Genomic DNA, 21,046 nt, shown 5'->3' with positions numbered 1-21,046 from the left:
GCGACAGAGGTTGCGTGTGAGTGCGGTTATTCCTAAAGCGGCAGGCTGACCCGGAACGTCGCGCCGTCGCCCAGGGCGCTGTCCACTTCGATGCGCCCGCCGTGGGCCGCCACGATCTGCTCGGAAATGAACAGGCCCAGGCCCAGTCCCGCTACCACGTTGCTGCCCGACACCCGCTCGAATTGCTGAAAGATGCGCAGCTGGTTTTCCTTGCTGATACCGATGCCGTGGTCCCGCACTTCCACACGCGCCCAGCCGTTGTGCCCGTACACCGTGACCTCCACCGGCCCCTTGCCACCATAGCGCAAGGCATTGGAGATCAGGTTGCTGACCACTTGCTCGATGCGGAACTCGTCCCAGATGCCCAGCACCGGCTCATCCGCACGCAGGCTGATGGTGCAGTCGGCGGCAGCCACCTGAGGCGCAAAACTGTCGACCAGATTGCGCACCAGTTGCGCCAGGTCGAACTGGGCAGGACGGATGGACAGCTTGCCGGTGCGGATGCGCGATACATCGAGCATGTCCTCGATCAAGCGGATCAGGCTCTTGATCTGGCGCTCGTCGCGTTCGACCATGGCGCGCATCTTGTCGAGGGTGAAGGCATCGGCGTTATCGCGCGCCAGGTGCAGTTTGCGCAGTTGCGTTTCCAGGATCAGCCCATTGAGCGGAGTGCGCACTTCGTGGGAAACGATCGACATGAAGTCGTCGCGCATGCGCACGGCATGCTCCAGTTCGCTCTGGGTCACTTGCAGGCGCTTGAGCAGCACCTCCTGTTCCTGACGCGAGCGCTCCAGCGCATCGAGCTGTTCCTTGAGGGTCTTGCGCTGGCGGTACAGGTCGACGAACACGCTGACCTTGCTCTTCACCGCCTGCATGTCCAGCGGCTTGTGGAGGAAATCCACGGCGCCGCTTTCGTAGCCCTTGAAGGCATAGTTGAGCTCGCGCCCGGCGGCGCTGACGAACACGATCGGAATGTTCTTGGTCTTCTCGGTGCTGCGCATGAGCTCGGCCAGCTCGAAGCCGTTCATGCCCGGCATCTGCACATCGAGAATGGCCATGGCGAATTCGTGCTGCAACAGCAGCGACAAAGCTTCGTCGGCCGAGAGTGCCTTGTGCACCTCACGGCCGGGGCTGGCAATCAACGCCTCCAGGGCCAACAGGTTCTCCGGCAGGTCATCGACGATCAACAGTTTTGCTTGGACGTTGCTTAGCATGTGCTTCGTTCCAGCTCGGCAAGCAGACAGCCAATGCCGTGGAGTGAAAGAATGTGATCAGGCGCCTGCAGACGGATGGCCGCCTGCGGCATGACCGCGACCCGCGCCTCGGCGGGGTCCTGGACGATGGTCAAGCCACCTTTGTGTTTGATGCTGGCCAGACCTCGCGCGCCGTCTTCGTTGGCCCCCGTCAACAATACCCCGATCAACCCGCTGCCATAGGCATCGGCGGCCGAATCGAAGAGAAAGTCTATGGCTGGACGCGAATAGTGCACCCGCTCCTCCTGGCTCAACGACAGGCTGAAATCGCGCTCGACCGACAGGTGATAACTGGGGCCGGCAAAGTAGAACATACCGGGTTCGATGGGCTCCTTGTCACGTGCCTGGCGCACCGGCCGGTTCAAACGCCTTTCGAACACTTCCGCCAACTGGCTGTGACGCTCGTCCGGCAGGTGCAGCACGGTCAGCACCGGCAGCTTGAAATCCATCGGCAACTGCCCGTACACCCCCAGCAGTGCCTCGACGCCACCGGCCGATGCGCCCACCACCACCGCTCGGAAACGACTCATGACTTGCGATAGATCCGTTCGGGGCGCGTCAGGGTTTCGAAGCGCGAACTGTAGGCCGAGAAATCCAGGGTTTCCTTGCTGCCGAGCATGAGAAAGCCGCGATGGCTCAGGGATTCGTGGAACAGCCCGAAGGCGCGGTCCTGCAGGCCTTTGTTGAAATAGATGAGCACATTGCGGCAGGACACCAGCTGGGTCTCGGAGAACACGCTGTCGGTGGCCAGGCTGTGGTCGGCGAAGGTCACGTTCTCGCGCAGGCTGCTGTCGAAGATGGCGTTGCCATAGGCCGCGGTGTAGTAGTCGGCGAACGAGCGGGTGCCACCGGCGCGCTGGTAGCTCTGGGTATAGGCGCGCACGCTCTCCATGGAGTAGATGCCTTGCTTGGCCTTTTCCAGGGAGGTCGGGTTGATATCGGTGGCATAGATGATGGTGCGGTCGAGCAGACCTTCCTCGCGCAGCAGAATGGCCATGGAGTAGACCTCTTCGCCGGTGCTGCACCCGGCGATCCAGACCTTGAGCGATGGATAGGTCTTGAGCAGCGGCACCACCTCACGGCGCAGCGCCAGGAAGTGCTCGGGGTCACGGAACATCTCGCTTACCGGAATCGTCAGGTACTGCAGCAGCTCCATGAACGCCGTAGGCTCGTGCAGCACCCGAGCCTGCAGCGACGAGACGCTGCTGCACTCCATCTGGCGCAGCGCGTGCAGGATGCGACGCTTCACCGACGCGCCCGAGTAATCGCGGAAATCGTAGCTGTAGGTGAGGTAGATCGCCTCGATCAGCAAACGGATCTCGATATCGATATTGCGCTCGGCAGCCGGCTGGGAGGGCTTGCCGGCCAGGGAATCACTCACTACATGCGCTCCAGTTGCGGCAACCACACGCGGATCAGCGAGAACAGACGATCCAGGTCGATGGGCTTGGCCAGGTAGTCGTTGGAACCGGCCTGCAGGCAGCGTTCCTGATCGTCTTTCATGGCCTTGGCAGTGACCGCGATGATCGGCAGCTTGCGCCAGCGCGGGTCCTTGCGGATCTCGCGGGTGGCCTCGTAGCCATCCATCTCGGGCATCATCACATCCATCAACACCAGATCGATGTCCTCGACCTGATTCAACTTGTCGATTGCCTCTCGGCCGTTACGGCCTACTTCAACGATGGCGCCCTTGTGCTCCAGGGCACTGGTCAGGGCAAAGATATTGCGCACGTCGTCGTCCACCACGAGGATCTTGCGGCCCTCGAAGACCTTGTCGCGACTGCGGGCGGTTTTCAACATCTTTTGCCGCTCATGGGACAACTGCGATTCGACTTTGTGCAGGAACAGCGTCACTTCGTCGAGCAGCCGCTCGGGCGAGCGCGCGCCCTTGATGATGATCGAACGGGAGTACTTGAGCAGCTCGGCTTCTTCGTCGCGGGTGAGGTTGCGCCCGGTGTAGACGATGACCGGCGGGAACGCACGGATCTCCTCGTTGGACATGCGCTTGAGCAGGTCGCCGCCGAGCATGTCGGGCAGCTTGAGGTCGATGATCATGCAGTCGTAGACGTTGTCGCGCAGCAGGTCGAGCGCCTCCTGGGCAAAGCCCACGGCAGTGATCTCGATGTCGTCGTCGCCGATCAGCAGGGAAATGCTCTCGCGCTGCAGATCATCGTCTTCCACCAGCAGAATGCGCTTGAGCTTTTGCGTCAGCTTGGCTTCCAGGCGGCCGAAGACTTCCTTGAGTTCGTCGCGGGTGGTCGGCTTGACCGCATAGCCGATTGCGCCCATGTGCATGGCCGCCTCGACCCGGTCCTCGACCGAAATCACGTGCACGGGAATGTGCCGCGTGGTGGCCAGTTCCTTGAGGCGCTGCAGCACGGTCAGGCCGGAATGATCGGGCAGGCGCATGTCGAGCAGGATCGCATCGGGCACGAAGGTCGCCGCCAGGTCGAAGCCCTCATCGGCGGCGTGGGCCACCAGACAGTGGTAGTCCAGCTCATGCGCCAGGTCGTAGAGGATACGCGCGAAGTTCGGCTCATCCTCGACCACCAGTATGCAGCGCTTGGTGAACGGGCCTTTATCGCGGTCGTCGGCAAAGCGCGCCACAGTCAGCGGCGCTTCGAGCACGGCCGGGGTGTTGGACACCGGCTGCGCAGCGATCACCATGGGCTGCGGCGCATGCCGCGGTGCCTCGATGATTTCTTCGTAGCGTTGCGGCAATACCAGGGTAAAGGTGCTGCCCTTGCCCAACTCGCTGCTGACGGTGATGTAGCCGCCGAGCATGTTGGCCAGGTCGCGAGAAATCGACAGGCCCAGGCCGGTGCCGCCGTAGCGGCGGTTGGTGGTGCCGTCCGCCTGGCGGAAGGCCTCGAAGATGGCCTGCTGCTGGTCGACGGCGATACCGATGCCGGTGTCGCGAATCTGGAAGGCGATGCCCTGGTTGGCGTGGCCGGACACCAACAGTTCGACACTGCCCTGCTCGGTGAACTTCAGCGCGTTGGCCAGCAGGTTCTTGAGAATCTGCTCAACTCGCTGGCGATCGGTGTACAACATCGCGGGTGCGTCGGGAAGGATCTGCACCGACAGTTCCAGGTGCTTCTGCCCGGCCAGCGGCTCGAAGGTCATGCGCAAGCTGTCGACCAGCCGCGGCACGCTGCTGTTCTCCGGTCGCAGGTCGAGCTTGCCCGCCTCGACCTTGGAGATGTCGAGGATGTCGTTGATCAGGTTGAGCAGATCGTTGCCCGCGGAGTAGATCGACTCGGCGAATTTGACCTGGTCGCTGGTCAGGTTTTCCTGAGGGTTTTCCGCCAGCAGCTTGGCCAGGATCAACGAGCTGTTGAGTGGCGTGCGCAACTCATGGGACATGTTGGCGAGGAATTCAGACTTGTAGCGGCTCGAACGCTGCAGCTCGTCGGCACGCTCCTCGAGCTGTACCTGGGCCTGGTTGAGCTCCAGGTTCTTGCGATCCAGCGCATCGCGCTGCTGGCCCAGTGCATCGGTGCGTTCGGCCAACTGCTCGTTGGTCTGCTCCAGTTCCGCCTGCTGGGTTTCCAGGTAAGCCTGGGACTCCTTGAGCACCCGCGACTGTTCTTCAAGCTCTTCGTTGGCGGTTTTCAGCTCTTCCTGCTGCACCTGCAGCTCTTCGTTGAGCTGCTGGGTTTCGGCGAGCACTTCCTGCAGGCGCTGACGGTAGCGGGCCGCTTCGATGGCGGTGCCGATGTTGTCGGCCAGCAGTTCGACGATTTCCAGGTCGCGGTCGGTCAAGGGGCGCAGGAAACCCAACTCGACCACGGCGTTGATCTGGTCGTTGTCGCTGGTCGGGATGACCAGCACGCTGCGGGCTGCGCCCTCGCCCAGGCCTGAGCTCAAGCGCAGGTAATCGGCCGGCACGTCGTCCAGGCGGATGACCCGGTTGCGCTGCACGGCCTGGCCGGCAATACCCTCGCCATTGATCAGCAACTGGTCCGTCACCTCACGCTCGCGGGAGAACCCGTACGAGGCGATACGGCGCAGGTTGCCGTGCTCTTCGCGGATGTACACCGCCGCGACCACCGACCCCAGGTACTGGGCGAAGAACTGCAGCATGTTGCGGCCCAGCATCTGCAGGGTCTGCTGGCCCAGCAACTGTTCGGCCAGCTGAGTCTGGCCGGTGCGCAGCCAGGCCTGGTCCTGCAGGCGCTTGGCACCCTTTTGCAGGGCAGCCAGGTTGCCGCCATAGGAGGTCGACAGTTCGGTCATGTCGCGTCGGCCGAAATACGCCAGCAAGGCGCTGACCACCAGAACGAACAGTACATAAAGGCTGACCGATGCCCAGATGGTGCGCGACACGTTTTCGCTGCGCTCCACCCGCAGTTGCTGCTCCATGGCAATGAAGCCTTCGTATTCCTTGCGGATTGCGTCGGTCAGGCGCTTGCCGCGGCCGGTCTGGACCACGCTGGAATAGTCGCCGGTGGCGCGCTTGAGCGAAATCAGCTCCTCGCCGTAGGAGAGCCAGTCCTTCTGCAGCGCCATGATGCGGGTCAGGCGATCGACTTGGCGCGGGTTGTCGGCCACCAACGCCTGCAAGGCTGGCAACTCGGCGGCCAGGCGCGGCTTGGCCAGCTCATAGGGGTCCAGGTAGCCCTCGGCACCCGAGAGCAGGTACCCCCGCATCCCGGTTTCCATGTCGATCGACAGCTTGGTCGCTTCGTTGGCGTTGTTGATGACCCGGTCGGTGTGCTCGACCCAGTCGATCACCGACAGCAGGTAAACGATGATCGCAATGAACACGGCCACGCTGAGCACGCCCACGCCCAGCGGCAAGCCAACGTTGCGACTGAGCAGGCGACGGAAGCTCTGCTCGTCGATCGAAGAGGGTTTGTTCATGTCCTTGGGCCCGGATCCTGTATTCGAGGTCGGGGATTTTGCCGCAATTCAGTCAATTTGTTAGGTTTTTTCCTCATGCTTCGTAAGAATTTTCACATCTAAACGTGGGAATGGTCTCGTTTAATGCCTCCACAAGCATGGCCTGACCCCGACCCATGCTTTATGATTGGCGCCCTGCTTCCCGGGTGCTCGTTGCCCTCGGGGCGTAACGTTATCTGCGACATGACGGCTCGGCGCCGTCTGCGCCCCTTGCCGACCAGGATCCGAACGATGTCCGATACCGCCAAAACCATTCTTGTCGTCGAAGACGATGCGATCGTCCGCATGCTGATCGTGGACGTGCTGGAGGAATTCGAGTTCAAGGTACTGGAAGCCGAGGACGGTCCTCAGGCGCTGACCTTCCTCAACGATTCGGCCAAGACCATCGACCTGATGATGACCGACATGGGCCTGCCCGGCATGGACGGCAAGGAGTTGGCCGTCGAGGCGCGCGCCTTGCGTCCCGAACTGCCGGTGCTGTTCGCCAGCGGCTACGCCGAAGCGCTGGACGTTCCGGCGGGCATGGCCATGATCGGCAAGCCGTTCTCCATCGACCAGTTGCGCGACAAGGTCAAGAGCATGCTGGCGGCCTGAAGCCGCGCCTACCGCTACACCCCGGCGCGTAATCATGGCCTAATGCGCGCCCGGTTTTTGCCCCCGAGTCTGCCCCATGTCTTTTCAGCGCGTCCTGGTCATTGGCTATGTCTGGCCCGAGCCCACCTCTTCCGCGGCCGGCGGGCACATGATGCAGTTGCTGCAGTGCTTCACGACCCAGGGCTGGCACGTGACCTTCGCCAGCCCCGCCAGGGTCGGCGAGCACAAGGCCGACCTCGCAGCGCTGGGCATCGCCGAACGAGCCATCGAGCTCAATGACGACAGTTTCGACCGCTTCGTGGCTGAGTTGCAGCCGGACATGGTCCTGTTCGATCGCTTCATGATGGAAGAGCAATTCGGTTGGCGGGTAGAGCAGCACTGCCCGCAGGCCGTGCGTGTGCTGGAAACCTGCGACCTGCAGAGCCTGCGCGACGCGCGTCAGGGTTTGCTCAAGCAGCGCCTGCACGCAAGTGACGACGAAAACGACTTCTCGGCATTGTTCGCCGAAGCACCGGACATGCTCTACGCGCACATGAGCGACGCCGATATCACCCAGCGTGAAGTGGCAGCCATCTTTCGTTGCGACTTGAGCTTGATGATCTCGCCGTTCGAGACGCAACTGCTGACCGAACGCTTCGGCGTGCCAGCCAGCCTGCTGCATGATTGTCCACTGATGGTCGAGCCGCCAGCCACCGCAGCACTGACCTTCGAGCAGAGAGCCCACTTCGTCTGCATCGGCAATTTTCGCCACGCGCCCAACTGGGACGCCGTGCTGTGGCTCAAGCAGCAGGTCTGGCCACGCATTCGCAAGCAGTTGCCGCGCGCGCAATTGCACGTGCACGGCGCCTACACACCGCCCAAGGCCACGGCCCTGCACAACCCTGCCCAAGGTTTCCTGGTCAAGGGTTGGGCAGTGGATGCGTTGCAGGTGGTGGGTCAGGCACGGGTGGCGCTGGCGCCACTGCGTTTCGGCGCGGGCATCAAGGGCAAGTTGCTCGATGCCATGCTCTGCGGTACGCCCAGCGTCACCACCCCGACGGGCGCCGAAGGCATGCGTACCGGCGAGCGCTGGCCGGGCCGGATAGGCCGCAGCGCAGACGAGCTGGCGCAGGCGGCGGTCGAGCTGTACGAAAACGCGGATCAATGGCAAGCCGCCCATGAACAGTGCCATGAGCATCTGGGCGCCCAGTATGCGACCGAGCCACACGCTCAAGCCCTGATCCTGCGTCTGCAACAGTTGAGCCAGAGCCTAGCGCAGCATCGCCGGGCAAACTTCACCGGCAGCATGCTCCGGCATCATCTGCACAAGAGCACGAAATACTTCTCGCAATGGATCCAATCCAAGAACCAATCGGTCTAAGCGGCCGCTGGCACTTTGTGGCCCGCGAACTAATCTCTGGTGTCCAAGGTAGTTCCTATTGCCCATTCAGGACGAACGACGATGGCGCCTATCGACAGTACCAAAGTGTACGATTCCGAGCTGATGCGCGCATTGCGTGGCAAGCACGAAGAGCTGCGGCCCGCGCTGAAGAAAGTCTCCACCTTCCTGCAAGCCAACCCCTACCGCAGCGCAACGCTCAACATAGAAGAACTGGCCGGCGCCACCGGCACCTCCACCGCGGCCGTCAACCGCCTGGCCAATGCGATCGGTCTCAACGGTTTCACCGGCCTGCGCTTTGCCCTGATGGAAAACCTGCTGGCCGTGGTGTCTGCGGCCGACGTCATCGAAGGCCGGCTCAAGCAGGCACCGGAGACGGGGTTCGATCTGGAACAGCAGATCAGCCTCAGCAAGCACCATCTGGACAACGTCACCCGCATGAACGACAACCAGACCTTCGAGGAGATGGCCCTGCGCCTGGCCCGCTCGCAGAATGTGTTCGTGGTCGGTTTCGGCAACAGCTTTCACATCGCCGCCATGGCAGCCGCGGGGCTCAGCCCGTTCTGCGCCGGCGCGCACTGCGTGACCCTGGACGGCGGTCTTGAAGGGTCGGCCTATCGACTGTCCGGCATCACCCGCAACGACACCCTGCTGGCCATCGCCCTGCCCGCCTACACCCGCGACACCATTCGCCTGGCCGAATACGCCAAGTCCCGCGAAGCCTGTGTGCTCAGTGTGACCGACTGCCCGGCATCGCCGCTGGTGCAGGTGTCGACCCTGAGCCTGTTCATCCCACCTCACCACCCCGTGCTGCCCAATTCCAAGGTCGGGTTGATGGCCGCCATGGAAGCGCTGCTGGCTCAAGTACAGCTGCTCAAACCGGCAGCGAACGAGGGCCGGCCATCGCTTCCCGACTGGGAGCCGGACCGCGGCAGCCTGCCCCCCTCCTTGCCGGGCCTGCCGCGCTCGAACACGCCGCGCAAGAACGACGACGCCCGCTGAGCGAGGGCCGCTTCAACGCCGGGCTTCTCGACGCCGGACGTTTCAGCCTTGGACGCACAGGCCCGTCCACCGCTATGCTTGGGTGCGCATTTCCGATCGGCACAACTCCAAAAGCAGCCACGGCATGACTCGAGCAACGCGAATAACCGACCCTTCCTACGAGTTGATGGACGACCACGACGGTCGCTCGATCATCTATCGCCAGCATGGTTTCCCGTGCCCGCTGGTGCGCTGGCATTTCCACAAGGAATACGAACTGCACCTGCTGGTCGCCACCTCCGGCAAAGTGTTCGTCGGCGACTACATCGGCAACTTCAATCCGGGCAGCCTGTTTCTCACCGGGCCCAATCTGCCGCACAACTGGATCAGCCAGCTGCAGAACGACGAGTCGGTGAGCAAGCGCGACATGCTGGTCAATTTCACCGACGAGCTGTTCGACCATGGCCACCAGGTATTCAGCGAACTCAAAAGTCTTGCGCCGCTGCTCGAACGAGCCCGTTACGGCATCGAGTTCCGCTGTGCCCGGACCATCGCCCAGGCCGGTGCCTCGATGCAGCGCATCGCCGACAGCCAGGGTATCAGCCGCCTCGGACACTTCCTGATACTCATGGAATCGCTGGCGGCCTGCGAGGACTACCAGTTGCTCTCGGGCACCGCCGCGGCCCAGGACGCCGACGAGCACGCGGTGGAGCGCACCAACCGCGCAGTCGACTACATTTTTACCCACTATGCGCGCGAGCTGTCTCTGGAAGAAGTCGCCGCCTACCTGGGCATGAAACCGACCTATTTTTCCCGGGTGTTCAAACAGGCCACCGGCCGCTGTTTCGTCGAGTTCGTCAATCGCCTGCGCATCAGCAAGTCCTGCGAGCTGCTGGCTGACGGCGATCGGCCGGTGACGGACGTGTGCTTCGAGTCCGGCTTCAACAATATTTCCAACTTCAACCGCCGCTTCCAGCAGCTCAAGGGCATGACGCCGTCGCACTATCGTCGCCTGGCCGTGCAGCGGTCGAGCTCCTGAAACCTGTACGAAACCTCACAACGACGCTGCGCACGCCTCTGGCGCGTAGCTGCGCCAGCCGGCTCAGTGCAAATAAGTATCAGCGTGGGTGTACTCAGGGATTTGTCAGAATGCCTGCGGGGGTCTGTAATCACAGGCAGTGCTTCACCTCTACGAAGACACAAGAATAATAACCAAGGCCGCCCCCCGCGTGCCGAAGAGGAATGCGAGATGACCATAGACTACAAACGCCTGCTCGTTGCCAGCGGTCTGTGTGGCGCACTGGCCGTCAGTGGCTACAGCCATGCCGGCACCACCCTGACCATCGCCACCGTCAACAACAGCGACATGATTCGCATGCAGCGCCTGGCCAAGACTTTCGAGTCCGAGCATCCCGACATCAAGCTCAATTGGGTGGTGCTGGAAGAAAACGTGCTGCGCCAGCGCCTGACCACCGATATCGCTACCCAGGGCGGCCAGTTCGACGTGTTGACCATCGGCATGTACGAAGCCTCGCTGTGGGGCGCCAAGGGTTGGCTGTCACCGATGAAGGACCTGCCCGCCAGCTACGACATAGACGATGTCTTCCCTTCGGTGCGCGATGGCCTGTCGGTCAAGGGCCAGCTGTACGCCCTGCCGTTCTACGCTGAAAGCTCCATGACCTACTACCGCACCGACCTGTTCAAGGCGGCCGGTCTCGAGATGCCGGAAAAACCCACCTGGACCCAGATCGCCGAATTCGCCGGAAAGCTCACCGACAAGAGCAAGGACCAATACGGCCTGTGCCTGCGCGGCAAGGCCGGCTGGGGCGAGAACATGGCGTTGATCACTACCGTGGCCAACAGCTTCGGCGGCAGCTGGTTCGATAGCCAGTGGAAGCCACAGTTCGACAGCGAAGCCTGGAAGAAAGCGCTGAACTTCTACGTCGACAACATGAAGAAGTCCGGCCCTCCAGGCGCTTCGAGCAATGGCTTCAACGAGAACCTGGCGCTGTTCAACAGTGGCAAGTGCGCCATCTGGGTCGACGCCAGCGTCGCCGGCTCGTTCACCATGGACAAGACCCAAAGCAAGGTCGCCGACAGTGTCGGCTTCACCTTCGCCCCTCATGAAACCACCGACAAGGGCTCGGCCTGGCTGTACTCCTGGGCCCTGGCCATCCCAGCCAGCTCGAAGAACCAGCAGGCCGCGCAGCAGTTTTCGGCCTGGGCAACGTCCAAGGAATATGCAGCGCTGGTCGCCAAGACCGACGGCGTGGCCAATGTGCCGCCTGGCACGCGCAAGTCGACCTATACCGACGAGTACCTGAAGGCGGCGCCGTTCGCCCACATCACGCTCGAATCGCTGAAGGTCGCCGATCCCAAGCAGACCGATGCCAAGCCCTACGTTGGCATCCAACTGGTGACCATTCCCGAGTTCCAGGCCATCGGTACTGAAGTCGGCAAGGCATTCGCTGCCGCGCTGACCGGGCAGACCACCGCGGACCAGGCGTTGGTGGTTGCGCAGACGGCGACCGAACGCGCCATGAAGCGCGCCGGCTACCCCAAGCAGTAACACGTCCGCCCTGCTGCCCGCCGACCGTGGCGGGCAGCCCTGCTCACCAGGTGCGCACTCATGAATACTACGACTGCCAAGCCCCAGCCCGACGCCGCTGAGGTGACGGGCAAGCGCCGCTTGTCCAACCCCGGCTGGTTTCTGGTCACGCCGTCGGTGGCCTTGCTGCTGCTATGGATGATCGTGCCACTGGGCATGACCGTCTACTTCTCGCTGATCCGCTACAACCTGCTGTACCCCGGCGAGAACGAATTCGTCGGGCTGGAGAATTTCAGCTTCTTCCTCACCGACGCCGGCTTCATGCCGGGCGCCACCAATACCTTGCTGCTGGTGGGCAGCGTGCTGTTGATCAGCGTGGTCTTCGGCGTACTGATCGCAGCCCTGCTGGAAGCCAGCGAGTTCCTGGGCCGAGGTATCGTGCGAGTGATGCTCATCTCGCCGTTCTTCATCATGCCCACGGTTGGCGCGCTGATCTTCAAGAACCTGATTTTCCATCCGGTGTCGGGGATCCTCGCTGCGGTGTGGAAATTCTTCGGTGCCGAACCGGTCGACTGGCTCGCCCATTACCCGCTGTTCTCGATCATCGTCATCGTCAGTTGGCAATGGCTGCCGTTCGCCATCCTGCTGCTGATGACCGCCATGCAGTCGCTGGACCAGGAACAGAAAGAGGCCGCGCGGCTTGACGGCGCCGGCGCCCTGGCGATCTTCTGGCACCTGACGCTGCCGCATCTGGCGCGGCCCATCGCCGTGGTGGTGATGATCGAAACGATCTTCCTGCTCTCGGTGTTCGCGGAAATCTTCACCACTACCAACGGTGGTCCGGGTTTCGCCTCCACCAACCTTGCCTACCTGATCTACAACCAGGCGCTGGTGCAGTTCGACGTGGGCATGGCCTCCGCCGGTGGCTTGATCGCCGTGGTCATCGCCAACATCGCCGCCATCATCCTGGTGCGGATGATCGGCAAAAACCTCACCGACAAGAATTGAGGGCCTGCACCATGACACTTCAACAATCGCGTCGCCTGCAAAGCCTGGTCCTGGGCTGCCTGGCCTGGGCCGTGGCGATCCTGGTGTTCTTCCCGATCTTCTGGATGGTGCTGACCAGCTTCAAGAGCGAGATCGATGCCTTCGCCACACCGCCGCAGTTCATCTTCACGCCGACCCTGGAAAACTACCTGCACATTCAGGAGCGCAGCGACTACCTGCACTTCGCCTGGAACTCGGTGCTGATTTCCTTCAGTGCCACCGCCCTGTGCATGTTGATTGCAGTGCCGGCCGCCTACTCGATGGCGTTCTATGAAACCAAGCGCACCAAGCAGACCTTGCTGTGGATGCTCTCCACCAAGATGCTGCCGCCGGTGGGTGTGCTGATGCCCATCTACCTGCTGGCCAAGGGTGCCGGCCTGCTGGATTCACGCATTGCCCTGATCGTCATCTACACCCTGATCAACCTGCCGATCGTGGTCTGGATGGTGTACACCTACTTCAAGGACATCCCCCGGGAAATCCTCGAAGCGGCACGCCTGGACGGTGCCACGCTGGGCCAGGAAATGCTTCGGGTGCTGTTGCCGATCAGCAAGGGTGGCCTGGCCTCGACCGTGCTGCTGTCGTTGATCCTGTGCTGGAACGAAGCCTTCTGGTCGTTGAACCTGACCAGCTCCGGCGCCGCGCCGTTGACCGCCCTGATCGCCTCGTACTCAAGCCCGGAAGGCTTGTTCTGGGCCAAGTTGTCAGCCGTTTCGACCCTGGCCTGCGCGCCGATTCTGATCTTCGGCTGGATCAGCCAGAAGCAGCTGGTGCGCGGCCTGTCCTTCGGCGCGGTCAAATGACCCATGCACGATGGCGCGGCGCACCCTTGTGGGAGCGGGTTCTACCCGCGAAGACGCCCGCCCGTACAACACCTCTTTCCAAAGGATCACTCCCATGGCCACTCTGAAAATAAAAAACCTGAAAAAGGGCTTCGAAGGCCTGCAGATCATCAAGGGCATCGACCTGGAAGTGCACGACCGCGAGTTCGTGGTGTTCGTCGGCCCGTCAGGCTGCGGCAAGTCGACGCTGCTGCGTTTGATCGCCGGGCTCGAGGAAGTCAGCAGTGGCACCATCGAGCTGGACGGTCGCGACATCACCGAAGTGACCCCGGCCAAGCGCGACCTGGCCATGGTGTTCCAGACCTACGCCCTGTATCCGCACATGACGGTGCGCAAGAACCTGTCGTTCGCACTGGACCTGGCCGGCAAGCCCAAAGCGGAAGTCGAGAGCAAGGTAGCGGAAGCTGCGCGCATTCTCGAACTGGGCGCCCTGCTCGACCGCAAGCCCAAGCAGTTGTCGGGCGGACAGCGCCAGCGCGTGGCGATCGGGCGCGCCATCGTCCGTCACCCCAAGATCTTCCTGTTCGACGAGCCACTGTCCAACCTCGACGCAGCCCTGCGCGTGCAGACCCGCCTGGAACTCTCGCGCCTGCACAAGGAACTGCAGGCCACCATGATCTACGTCACCCATGACCAGGTCGAAGCCATGACCCTGGCCGACAAGGTGGTGGTGCTCAACGGCGGCCGCGTCGAACAGGTAGGGGCGCCTCTGGAGCTGTACCATCATCCGGCCAACCTGTTCGTCGCCGGTTTTCTCGGGACGCCGAAGATGGGTTTCCTCAAAGGCACGCTCAGCCGGGTCGATGGCCAGGGCTGCGAAGTTGCCCTCGACGCCGGTACTCGGATCTACCTGCCCCGCGTCAGCCAGACGCTGAAAGTCGGCGATGCGGTGACCCTGGGCATTCGCCCCGAGCACCTCGACCTGGCGCAGCCGGGACAATGCCAGCTGGCGGTGACCGCCGATGTCAGCGAGCGACTGGGCAGCGATACCTTCTGCCACGTCGTCACCGACTCGCAGGAACCGCTGACCCTGCGAATCCGCGGCGATCTGCGCAGTCAGTACGGCGAACGCCTGAACCTGCTGCTGGACGCCGAGTACTGCCACCTTTTCGATGCCCAGGGCATTGCCGTGGCCAAACCGCTGCAGGCCGCTGCCTGATACAGGACCGAACATGAAACTCAATCGACAGAATCTGCATCAGCTCGCCGAGCACATCCAGTTGCCCGCCTACGACCCGACGACACTCGCGCACGGCATCGTCCACATCGGCGTCGGTGGGTTCCACCGCGCGCACCAGGCGTTCTACACCGATGCCCTGATGAACCAGGGCGAAGCCCGGCAGTGGGCTATCTGCGGCGCCGGCTTGCGCAGCGAAGACCGCAAGGTCCGCGACGCCCTGGCCGAGCAGGATTTCTACTACACCCTGGTGGAACTGGGCGACACGCCGGACACCGAAGTGCGGGTGATCGGCGCGATCACCGACATGCTCCTGGCCGAAGAGAGCGCCGAGGCCCTGATCGTCAAGCTGGCCGAGCCCGCGGTGCGCATCGTTTCACTGACCATCACCGAAGGGGGCTATTGCATCGACGACAGCAATGGCGAGTTCATGGCTCACTTGCCGCAGATCCAGCACGACCTGGCTCACCCGCTGACGCCCACCACCGTCTTCGGCTTTCTCTGCGCGGCCTTGCAACGACGGCGCGACGCCGGCATCGACGCCTTCACCGTGATGTCCTGTGACAACCTGCCCCATAACGGCGCAGTCGCGCGCAAGGCGTTGCTGGCGTTCGCGGCGCTGCAGGACCCGACGCTGCACGACTGGATCGCCAGCCATGTGCAGTTCCCCAATGCCATGGTCGACCGCATCACGCCGATGACCAGCGAGGCCCATCGCGCCCAACTGCGCGAACGGCATGGCGTCGAGGACAGCTGGCCGGTTGTCTGCGAGCCGTTCGTGCAATGGGTGGTAGAGGACAAGTTCGGGGCCGGCCGGCCCGCCTGGGAAAAGGTCGGCGTGCAGTTCACCGACGATGTCACGCCCTATGAAGAGATGAAGATCAAACTGCTCAACGGCAGCCACCTGGCCCTGACCTACCTGGGCTTCCTGAAAGGTTACCGCTTCGTTCACGAGACCATGAACGATCCGCTGTTCGTGCGCTACATCCGCGCCTACATGGACCTCGACGTCACGCCACAACTGGCTTCCGTGCCTGGCATCGACCTGGAAGGCTACAAGGACACGCTGATCGAGCGCTTCTCCAACCAGGCCATCGCCGACCAGTTGGAACGCGTGTGTTCGGACGGCTCCTCGAAGTTTCCCAAGTTCACCGTGCCGACCATCAACCGCCTGATCGCCGATCGGCAGGGCACCGAGCGTGCGGCGCTGGTGGTAGCGGCCTGGGCGCTTTATCTGGGCGGCGTCGACGAGAACGGCACGCACTACACCATTCCAGATCCACGCGCCGAGTTCTGCCAGGCATTGGTGGCCGACCAGGCATTGCTTACCCAACGGCTGCTGGGGGTCGAGGAAATCTTCGGCACGCAGATCCCACGCTCGGCGGAGTTCGTCGCGGCCTTCGAACGCAATCTCCACAGCCTGCGTACCCAGGGTGTGCATGCCACCTTGAAGCAGCTGCTGGACGGCGAGGAGTAAGCGGCCATGTTTCTCGGGATCGACTGCGGCACCCAAGGCACCAAGGCGCTGATCCTCGACGCTGACAGCGGTCAGGTACTGGGCCAGGGCTCGGCCGCTCATCATATGATCAGCGGCGAAAACGGACGGCGCGAGCAGCACACCAGTGACTGGCTGACCGCGTTCGAACAGGCCACCGCGCAGGCGGTGGCCCAGGCCGGTATCGATGGCCAGCAGATTCTGGGCGTCGGTGTGTCCGGCCAGCAGCATGGCCTGGTGTTGCTGGACGCAGACGGGCAACCGCTGCGCCCGGCCAAGCTCTGGTGCGACACCGAGAGCACGCCGCAGAACGAGCGCCTGCTGGCCGAGCTGGGTGGTGACCAGGGCTCGCTCGACCGCCTGGGGCTGGTCATTGCGCCGGGGTATACCGTGTCGAAGCTGCTCTGGACCCGCGAGCATCATCCGCAGATATTCGAGCGCATCGCCCACGTGCTGTTGCCCCACGACTACCTGAACTTCTGGCTGACCGGGCTGGCGCGCGCCGAATACGGTGACGCTTCGGGCACCGGTTACTTCAACGTGCGCGAGCGCCAGTGGGACTTTGCCCTGCTGCGCCAGATCGACCCCAGCGGGCGGCTGGAAGCGGCAGTGCCGCCGCTGATCGAGTCGCATCAGCCAGTGGGCACGATTCGTCCGGGAATTGCCGCACGCCTGGGTATCAATCCGTTGGCTGTGGTCGCCAGCGGCGGCGGCGACAACATGATGGGCGCCATCGGCACCGATAACACCCACCCTGGAGTCATCACCATGAGCTTGGGGTCTTCCGGCACGGTGTACGCCTGCAGCGACCAGCCTACCGTGCTGGACGAACCGGCGGTGGCGACGTTCTGTTCGTCGTCGGGAGGGTGGTTGCCGCTGATCTGCACCATGAACCTGACCAATGTGACTACGGCCGTGCGCGAGTTGCTGCAGTTGGACATCAGCGGTTTCAACAAGGCCGTGGCGCAGGCACCGATTGGCGCCGCAGGTATCGTGATGCTGCCGTTCCTCAATGGCGAACGGGTACCCGCGCTGCCTCACGCCACCGGCTCGGTGCTGGGGCTAACCAGTGACAACCTGAGCGCGGCAAACCTGTGCCGCGCGGCGGTGGAAGGCACCACCTTCGGCCTGCGCTATGGCCTGGACCTGCTGCGCGCAGGCGGCCTGCAAACCCGCGTGATACGGCTGATCGGGGGCGGCTCGAAGAGCCCGGTGTGGCGGCAGATAGTAGCGGACATCATGGACGCCCCGGTGGTCTGCACCGAGCAGCCGGAGGCCGCGGCATTGGGCGCGGCAATCCAGGCGGCGTGGTGCGCCGGCCAGGATCCACAAGGCTTGGCCCTGTTATGCGAACGCTGCGTGCGCCTGGATGAAACCAGTCGCACCCAACCCATCCCCGCCAACGTCTCGGCCTATCACGGCGCCTACCAGCGTTACCGCCAGCATATCCCCGTGTAACCCGACACACCGCAGCGCCCGGACGCGGCTTGCGCCGCTGCTACCGGGGATGCAGGGTTACAGGTCGGGCTGGATGATTTCGACCCAGTAGCCGTCCGGATCCTTGATGAAAGCGATGCTCTTCATGCGGCCATCGGTCAGACGCTTCTGGAAGTCCACGCCCAGGGTTTCGAAACGCTCACAGGCGGCGTGGATATCCGGCACCGATACACAGATATGACCGAAACCGCGTGGGTCGCTGTTGCCATCGTGGTAGGCAAAGTCCGCATCGTTCTCGGTGCCGTGGTTGTGGGTCAACTCGAGAACCCCGGGGATCGACTTCATCCAGGTGGTGCGCGCCTTGTCATCCGCAGGAATCGTCGACTTGTCCACCAGTGCCAGGAAATACAGGCTGAACTGGGCCTCGGCAAAGTCCCGCTTCTCCACCAGGCTGAAACCCAATACCCGGGTATAGAAGTCCAGCGACCGCTCGATGTTCTTGACCCGCAACATGGTGTGGTTGAAGACAAACTGGGATGTGGCGGCTTCAGGTTGCGCGGTTACACCGGGCACACTGTTCAAATGATCGAGGCTCATGAAAGCTCCCTTGAATGAATGGGCAGTAGCTGCGAGTCATGATACGGAACGCAATGGACGATGCCAAACGCGACGACGCTTTGAATGCGCGACAATGAGACGCGGAGAGTGTAACGCGGAAGATAATCTTGAATTTCAGGCAATAAGAAGCCCGCCGAAGCGGGCATTTGGGGCGCTGTTCCATCAGCGGATTTCATAATGGAACAGTGGCTGTGAAAAGGATGTGAAAACCTGAGCACTCACTCAGCGTTTTTCATCGAATTCACTCAGCGAAGCAACCAGCCGTCTACGGTGCTGACGCCATGCTCCTGTTTCCAGGCTTTGAGGCCGTGGTGATTGCCACCCTTGGTTTCGATGCGCTCGCCGGTGTGCGGGTTCTCGTACACCTTGACCACCCGCGCCCGCCGTTGCTGCTTGGGCGCAGGGGCTGGCGCCCTGGCGGAGGCAGTTTGCGGATCGAGAATGGCGACGATGTCGCGCAGGCCCTTTTCATAGGTTTTCATCAAACCCAGGAGCTTTTTCTCGAACTCGATTTCTTTCTTCAACCCCGCGTCGTTCTTCATTGTTTCGAGCTGGGCGAGTTGTTCTTGCAATGCCTTTTCGGCGGCACGGTATTCAGCGAGTCTTGACAATGTCTCTACTCCGGACAGAACCTGATGGCGCCCTGCCCTTTTTCGAGCCGGGCTCTCTTGCAGATGCCACGTTTGCTTGCACACGATAGTGCAACTTCGCAGAAACGTAAATGACGCAACAGTGGGGACGGCAACTTCTTTAGTTACTTGAAGTTTGTCTGGAAGATTGGGTGCGCAGCAGAAGTTGAAGCAGAGGGTTTGATATTGTCAAAAGCGACGCGGCTTGCGCCGCTGCTACAGGTGTCACCCCGTAGCAGCGGCGCAAGCCGCGTCAGTCAAGCGTCACCCCGTAGCAGCGGCGCAAGCCGCGTCGGTCAAGGGTTAACCCTGTAGCAGCGGCGCAAGCCGCGTCAATTGCCCGATCAGGCAGGCGCAGAAGTGCGGATCAGGTGATCGAAGGCTGCCAGCGAAGCCTTGGCGCCCTCGCCGACCGCGATCACGATCTGCTTGAACGGCACGGTGGTCACGTCACCGGCAGCGAAAATGCCCGGCAGATCGGTCTCGCCGCGTGCATCGACCATGATCTCGCCGCGGTTCGACAGCTCGATGGTGCCTTTGAGCCAGTCGGTGTTGGGCAGCAGGCCGATCTGCACGAAGATACCTTCCAGAGCGATTTCGTGATGCTCGCTGCTCTGCCGATCCTTGTAGCGCAGGCCGTTGACACGCTGGCCGTCACCGGTCACTTCGGTGGTCAGGGCACTGGTGATCACCTTGACGTTGGGCAGGCTGTGCAGCTTGCGCTGCAGCACGGCGTCGGCACGCAGCTGGGTGTCGAACTCGATCAGCGTGACATGGGCAACGATACCGGCCAGGTCGATGGCGGCTTCCACACCGGAGTTGCCACCACCGATCACCGCCACGCGCTTGCCCTTGAACAGCGGACCGTCGCAGTGCGGGCAGTAGGCCACGCCGCGGTTGCGGTATTCCTGCTCACCCGGCACGTTCATTTCACGCCAGCGCGCACCGGTCGCCAGAATCAGCGTCTTGGCTTTGAGTGACGCACCGCTGGCAAAGATCACTTCATGGGGCGCACCGTCCTTGCCAGGGATCAGTTTCTCGGCACGCTGCAGGTTCATGATGTCCACTTCGTACTGCTTGACGTGCTCTTCAAGCGCCACGGCCAATTTCGGACCTTCGGTTTCCTGCACGGAAATGAAGTTCTCGATGGCCATGGTGTCCAGCACCTGGCCGCCGAATCGTTCGGCGGCAACACCGGTACGGATACCTTTGCGGGCAGCGTAGATGGCAGCTGCCGCACCGGCAGGCCCGCCGCCGATCACCAGCATGTCGAACGCCTGCTTGGCGTTGAGTTTTTCCGCCTGGCGATCGGTGGCGCTGGTGTCGATCTTCGCCAGAATCTCTTCGAGGCCCATGCGGCCCTGACCGAAGTTCTTGCCGTTGAGGTAGACGCTCGGCACGGCCATGACCTGCCGCTCTTCCACTTCAGCCTGGAACAGCGCGCCGTCGATGGCCACGTGACGAATGTTGGGGTTGAGCACCGCCATCAGGTTCAGCGCCTGGACCACGTCCGGGCAGTTCTGGCATGACAGGGAAAAATAGCTTTCGAACAGAAACTCGCCCTTCAACGCAGCGATCTGTTCGATGACCTCGGCACTGGCCTTGGAAGGGTGGCCGCCAACCTGCAGCAACGCCAGTACCAGCGAGGTGAATTCGTGACCCATGGGGATACCGGCGAAACGCAGGCCGATGTCCGCGCCGGGACGGTTGATGGAGAACGATGGCTTGCGTGCATCGTTGCCATTGTCGAGCAGCGTGATCTTGTCCGACAGCGCGTCGATGTCGCGCAGCAGACCGAGCAATTCCTCGGATTTCGCGCCGTCATCAAGGGACGCGACGATCTCGATCGGTTGGGTGACCCGTTCCAGATAGGCTTTCAACTGCGCTTTAAGATTGGCGTCCAACATGAGGGCGATTTCCGTTTTGAATGTTTCGAAGACGACAGTTGCCCGCCGGGGTAATCGACCCCGAGTGAGCGATGATGCTTTTGGAGAAGTTGACAACCGTAGGAGCGGTCGCTGGGCGCGAATCAGGCGCTGCGTTCTTACAAGCAAAACGCGGCGGATTTTCGCGGCCGATGACCGCTCCTACAGGGGTGATGCAGTCCTGCGGGGAGTGACCCGCAGGAGACAGCCTGGGAAG

General features: G+C 62.4%; 17 protein-coding genes. 10 read left to right on the top strand and 7 right to left on the bottom strand.

Annotation, left to right across the window (positions count from 1 at the left end; all coding sequences use genetic code 11):
• Nucleotides 1-32 precede the first annotated feature (32 nt).
• The 4 genes from ONG87_RS09540 to ONG87_RS09525 are packed head-to-tail and all read right to left on the bottom strand — an operon-like array spanning nucleotide 33 to nucleotide 6,119.
• Nucleotides 33-1,214, bottom strand: coding sequence for a hybrid sensor histidine kinase/response regulator (locus ONG87_RS09540; RefSeq protein WP_122476919.1), 1,182 nt, complete (start codon nucleotides 1,212-1,214; stop codon nucleotides 33-35).
• Entirely contained in the window at nucleotides 1,208-1,783 is a 576-nt protein-coding gene (locus ONG87_RS09535) for a chemotaxis protein CheB (RefSeq protein ID WP_264382750.1), read from the bottom strand. Before ONG87_RS09535 ends, ONG87_RS09540 begins: the two co-directional genes overlap by 7 nt.
• Complete coding sequence (locus ONG87_RS09530) at nucleotides 1,780-2,634, bottom strand: protein-glutamate O-methyltransferase CheR (protein ID WP_240998718.1); 855 nt, start codon at nucleotides 2,632-2,634, stop codon at nucleotides 1,780-1,782. The genes ONG87_RS09535 and ONG87_RS09530 overlap by 4 nt, the downstream gene beginning before the upstream one ends.
• Nucleotides 2,634-6,119, bottom strand: coding sequence for a response regulator (locus ONG87_RS09525; protein WP_192102082.1), 3,486 nt, complete (start codon nucleotides 6,117-6,119; stop codon nucleotides 2,634-2,636). The genes ONG87_RS09530 and ONG87_RS09525 overlap by 1 nt, the downstream gene beginning before the upstream one ends.
• Nucleotides 6,120-6,389: 270 nt before the next feature.
• Between ONG87_RS09525 and ONG87_RS09520 the strand changes: the two genes are divergently transcribed.
• From ONG87_RS09520 to xylB, 10 genes are all read left to right on the top strand, one after another.
• On the top strand, nucleotides 6,390-6,752 hold the full coding sequence (locus ONG87_RS09520; RefSeq protein WP_122476914.1) for a response regulator: 363 nt from the start codon (nucleotides 6,390-6,392) through the stop codon (nucleotides 6,750-6,752).
• Between the two features lie 76 nt (nucleotides 6,753-6,828).
• Nucleotides 6,829-8,112, top strand: coding sequence for a glycosyltransferase (locus ONG87_RS09515; protein ID WP_264382749.1), 1,284 nt, complete (start codon nucleotides 6,829-6,831; stop codon nucleotides 8,110-8,112).
• Between the two features lie 81 nt (nucleotides 8,113-8,193).
• On the top strand, nucleotides 8,194-9,132 hold the full coding sequence (locus ONG87_RS09510) for a MurR/RpiR family transcriptional regulator (RefSeq protein WP_122476911.1): 939 nt from the start codon (nucleotides 8,194-8,196) through the stop codon (nucleotides 9,130-9,132).
• A gap of 124 nt (nucleotides 9,133-9,256) precedes the next feature.
• Nucleotides 9,257-10,150 (top strand): AraC family transcriptional regulator, encoded by an 894-nt coding sequence (locus ONG87_RS09505; RefSeq protein ID WP_122476909.1) that lies wholly within the window; start codon nucleotides 9,257-9,259, stop codon nucleotides 10,148-10,150.
• A 210-nt stretch (nucleotides 10,151-10,360) separates the two neighbouring features.
• A complete protein-coding gene (locus tag ONG87_RS09500) occupies nucleotides 10,361-11,680 on the top strand; it encodes a sugar ABC transporter substrate-binding protein (protein ID WP_264382748.1) in 1,320 nt (439 codons plus the stop codon).
• Nucleotides 11,681-11,740: 60 nt separating this feature from the next.
• Complete coding sequence (locus ONG87_RS09495; protein WP_122476905.1) at nucleotides 11,741-12,667, top strand: carbohydrate ABC transporter permease; 927 nt, start codon at nucleotides 11,741-11,743, stop codon at nucleotides 12,665-12,667.
• A gap of 11 nt (nucleotides 12,668-12,678) precedes the next feature.
• Nucleotides 12,679-13,509, top strand: coding sequence for a carbohydrate ABC transporter permease (locus tag ONG87_RS09490; protein ID WP_122476903.1), 831 nt, complete (start codon nucleotides 12,679-12,681; stop codon nucleotides 13,507-13,509).
• A gap of 94 nt (nucleotides 13,510-13,603) precedes the next feature.
• Nucleotides 13,604-14,707, top strand: a complete 1,104-nt coding sequence (locus ONG87_RS09485; RefSeq protein WP_122476901.1) for an ABC transporter ATP-binding protein — start codon at nucleotides 13,604-13,606, stop codon at nucleotides 14,705-14,707.
• Nucleotides 14,708-14,720: 13 nt separating this feature from the next.
• Complete coding sequence (locus ONG87_RS09480) at nucleotides 14,721-16,202, top strand: mannitol dehydrogenase family protein (RefSeq protein WP_264382747.1); 1,482 nt, start codon at nucleotides 14,721-14,723, stop codon at nucleotides 16,200-16,202.
• Nucleotides 16,203-16,208: 6 nt separating this feature from the next.
• Nucleotides 16,209-17,678: a xylulokinase gene (gene xylB / locus ONG87_RS09475; RefSeq protein WP_264382746.1), complete on the top strand. Its 1,470-nt coding sequence runs from the start codon at nucleotides 16,209-16,211 to the stop codon at nucleotides 17,676-17,678.
• Between the two features lie 57 nt (nucleotides 17,679-17,735).
• On the opposite strand, the gene gloA is transcribed toward xylB, so the two are convergent.
• From gloA to ahpF, 3 genes are all read right to left on the bottom strand, one after another.
• Nucleotides 17,736-18,254, bottom strand: coding sequence for a lactoylglutathione lyase (gene gloA / locus ONG87_RS09470; RefSeq protein WP_264382745.1), 519 nt, complete (start codon nucleotides 18,252-18,254; stop codon nucleotides 17,736-17,738).
• A 266-nt stretch (nucleotides 18,255-18,520) separates the two neighbouring features.
• Complete coding sequence (locus tag ONG87_RS09465) at nucleotides 18,521-18,886, bottom strand: histone-like nucleoid-structuring protein, MvaT/MvaU family (RefSeq protein WP_122476894.1); 366 nt, start codon at nucleotides 18,884-18,886, stop codon at nucleotides 18,521-18,523.
• A gap of 362 nt (nucleotides 18,887-19,248) precedes the next feature.
• Nucleotides 19,249-20,811 carry an alkyl hydroperoxide reductase subunit F gene (gene ahpF / locus ONG87_RS09460; protein ID WP_122476892.1) on the bottom strand — a complete coding sequence of 521 codons (1,563 nt, stop codon included), beginning with the start codon at nucleotides 20,809-20,811 and terminating at the stop codon, nucleotides 19,249-19,251.
• Between the last annotated feature and the right edge of the window lie 235 nt (nucleotides 20,812-21,046).

Origin of the sequence: Pseudomonas sp. MM227, assembly GCF_947090715.1 — a bacterium.
GTDB lineage: Bacteria > Pseudomonadota > Gammaproteobacteria > Pseudomonadales > Pseudomonadaceae > Aquipseudomonas > Aquipseudomonas baltica.
Note: the sequence above shows the minus strand (reverse complement) of the source record. Positions and strands in the feature narration are given on the sequence as shown.

Coding starts and splice junctions, on each gene's coding strand:
- ONG87_RS09500 (WP_264382748.1), top strand. CDS start 10,361: ATGACCATAGACTACAAACGCCTGCTCGTTGCCAGCGGTCTGTGTGGC.
- ONG87_RS09520 (WP_122476914.1), top strand. CDS start 6,390: ATGTCCGATACCGCCAAAACCATTCTTGTCGTCGAAGACGATGCGATC.
- ONG87_RS09505 (WP_122476909.1), top strand. CDS start 9,257: ATGACTCGAGCAACGCGAATAACCGACCCTTCCTACGAGTTGATGGAC.
- ONG87_RS09490 (WP_122476903.1), top strand. CDS start 12,679: ATGACACTTCAACAATCGCGTCGCCTGCAAAGCCTGGTCCTGGGCTGC.
- ONG87_RS09485 (WP_122476901.1), top strand. CDS start 13,604: ATGGCCACTCTGAAAATAAAAAACCTGAAAAAGGGCTTCGAAGGCCTG.
- ONG87_RS09535 (WP_264382750.1), bottom strand. CDS start 1,783: ATGAGTCGTTTCCGAGCGGTGGTGGTGGGCGCATCGGCCGGTGGCGTC.
- ONG87_RS09540 (WP_122476919.1), bottom strand. CDS start 1,214: ATGCTAAGCAACGTCCAAGCAAAACTGTTGATCGTCGATGACCTGCCG.
- ahpF (WP_122476892.1), bottom strand. CDS start 20,811: ATGTTGGACGCCAATCTTAAAGCGCAGTTGAAAGCCTATCTGGAACGG.
- gloA (WP_264382745.1), bottom strand. CDS start 18,254: ATGAGCCTCGATCATTTGAACAGTGTGCCCGGTGTAACCGCGCAACCT.
- ONG87_RS09525 (WP_192102082.1), bottom strand. CDS start 6,119: ATGAACAAACCCTCTTCGATCGACGAGCAGAGCTTCCGTCGCCTGCTC.
- xylB (WP_264382746.1), top strand. CDS start 16,209: ATGTTTCTCGGGATCGACTGCGGCACCCAAGGCACCAAGGCGCTGATC.
- ONG87_RS09510 (WP_122476911.1), top strand. CDS start 8,194: ATGGCGCCTATCGACAGTACCAAAGTGTACGATTCCGAGCTGATGCGC.
- ONG87_RS09515 (WP_264382749.1), top strand. CDS start 6,829: ATGTCTTTTCAGCGCGTCCTGGTCATTGGCTATGTCTGGCCCGAGCCC.
- ONG87_RS09480 (WP_264382747.1), top strand. CDS start 14,721: ATGAAACTCAATCGACAGAATCTGCATCAGCTCGCCGAGCACATCCAG.
- ONG87_RS09495 (WP_122476905.1), top strand. CDS start 11,741: ATGAATACTACGACTGCCAAGCCCCAGCCCGACGCCGCTGAGGTGACG.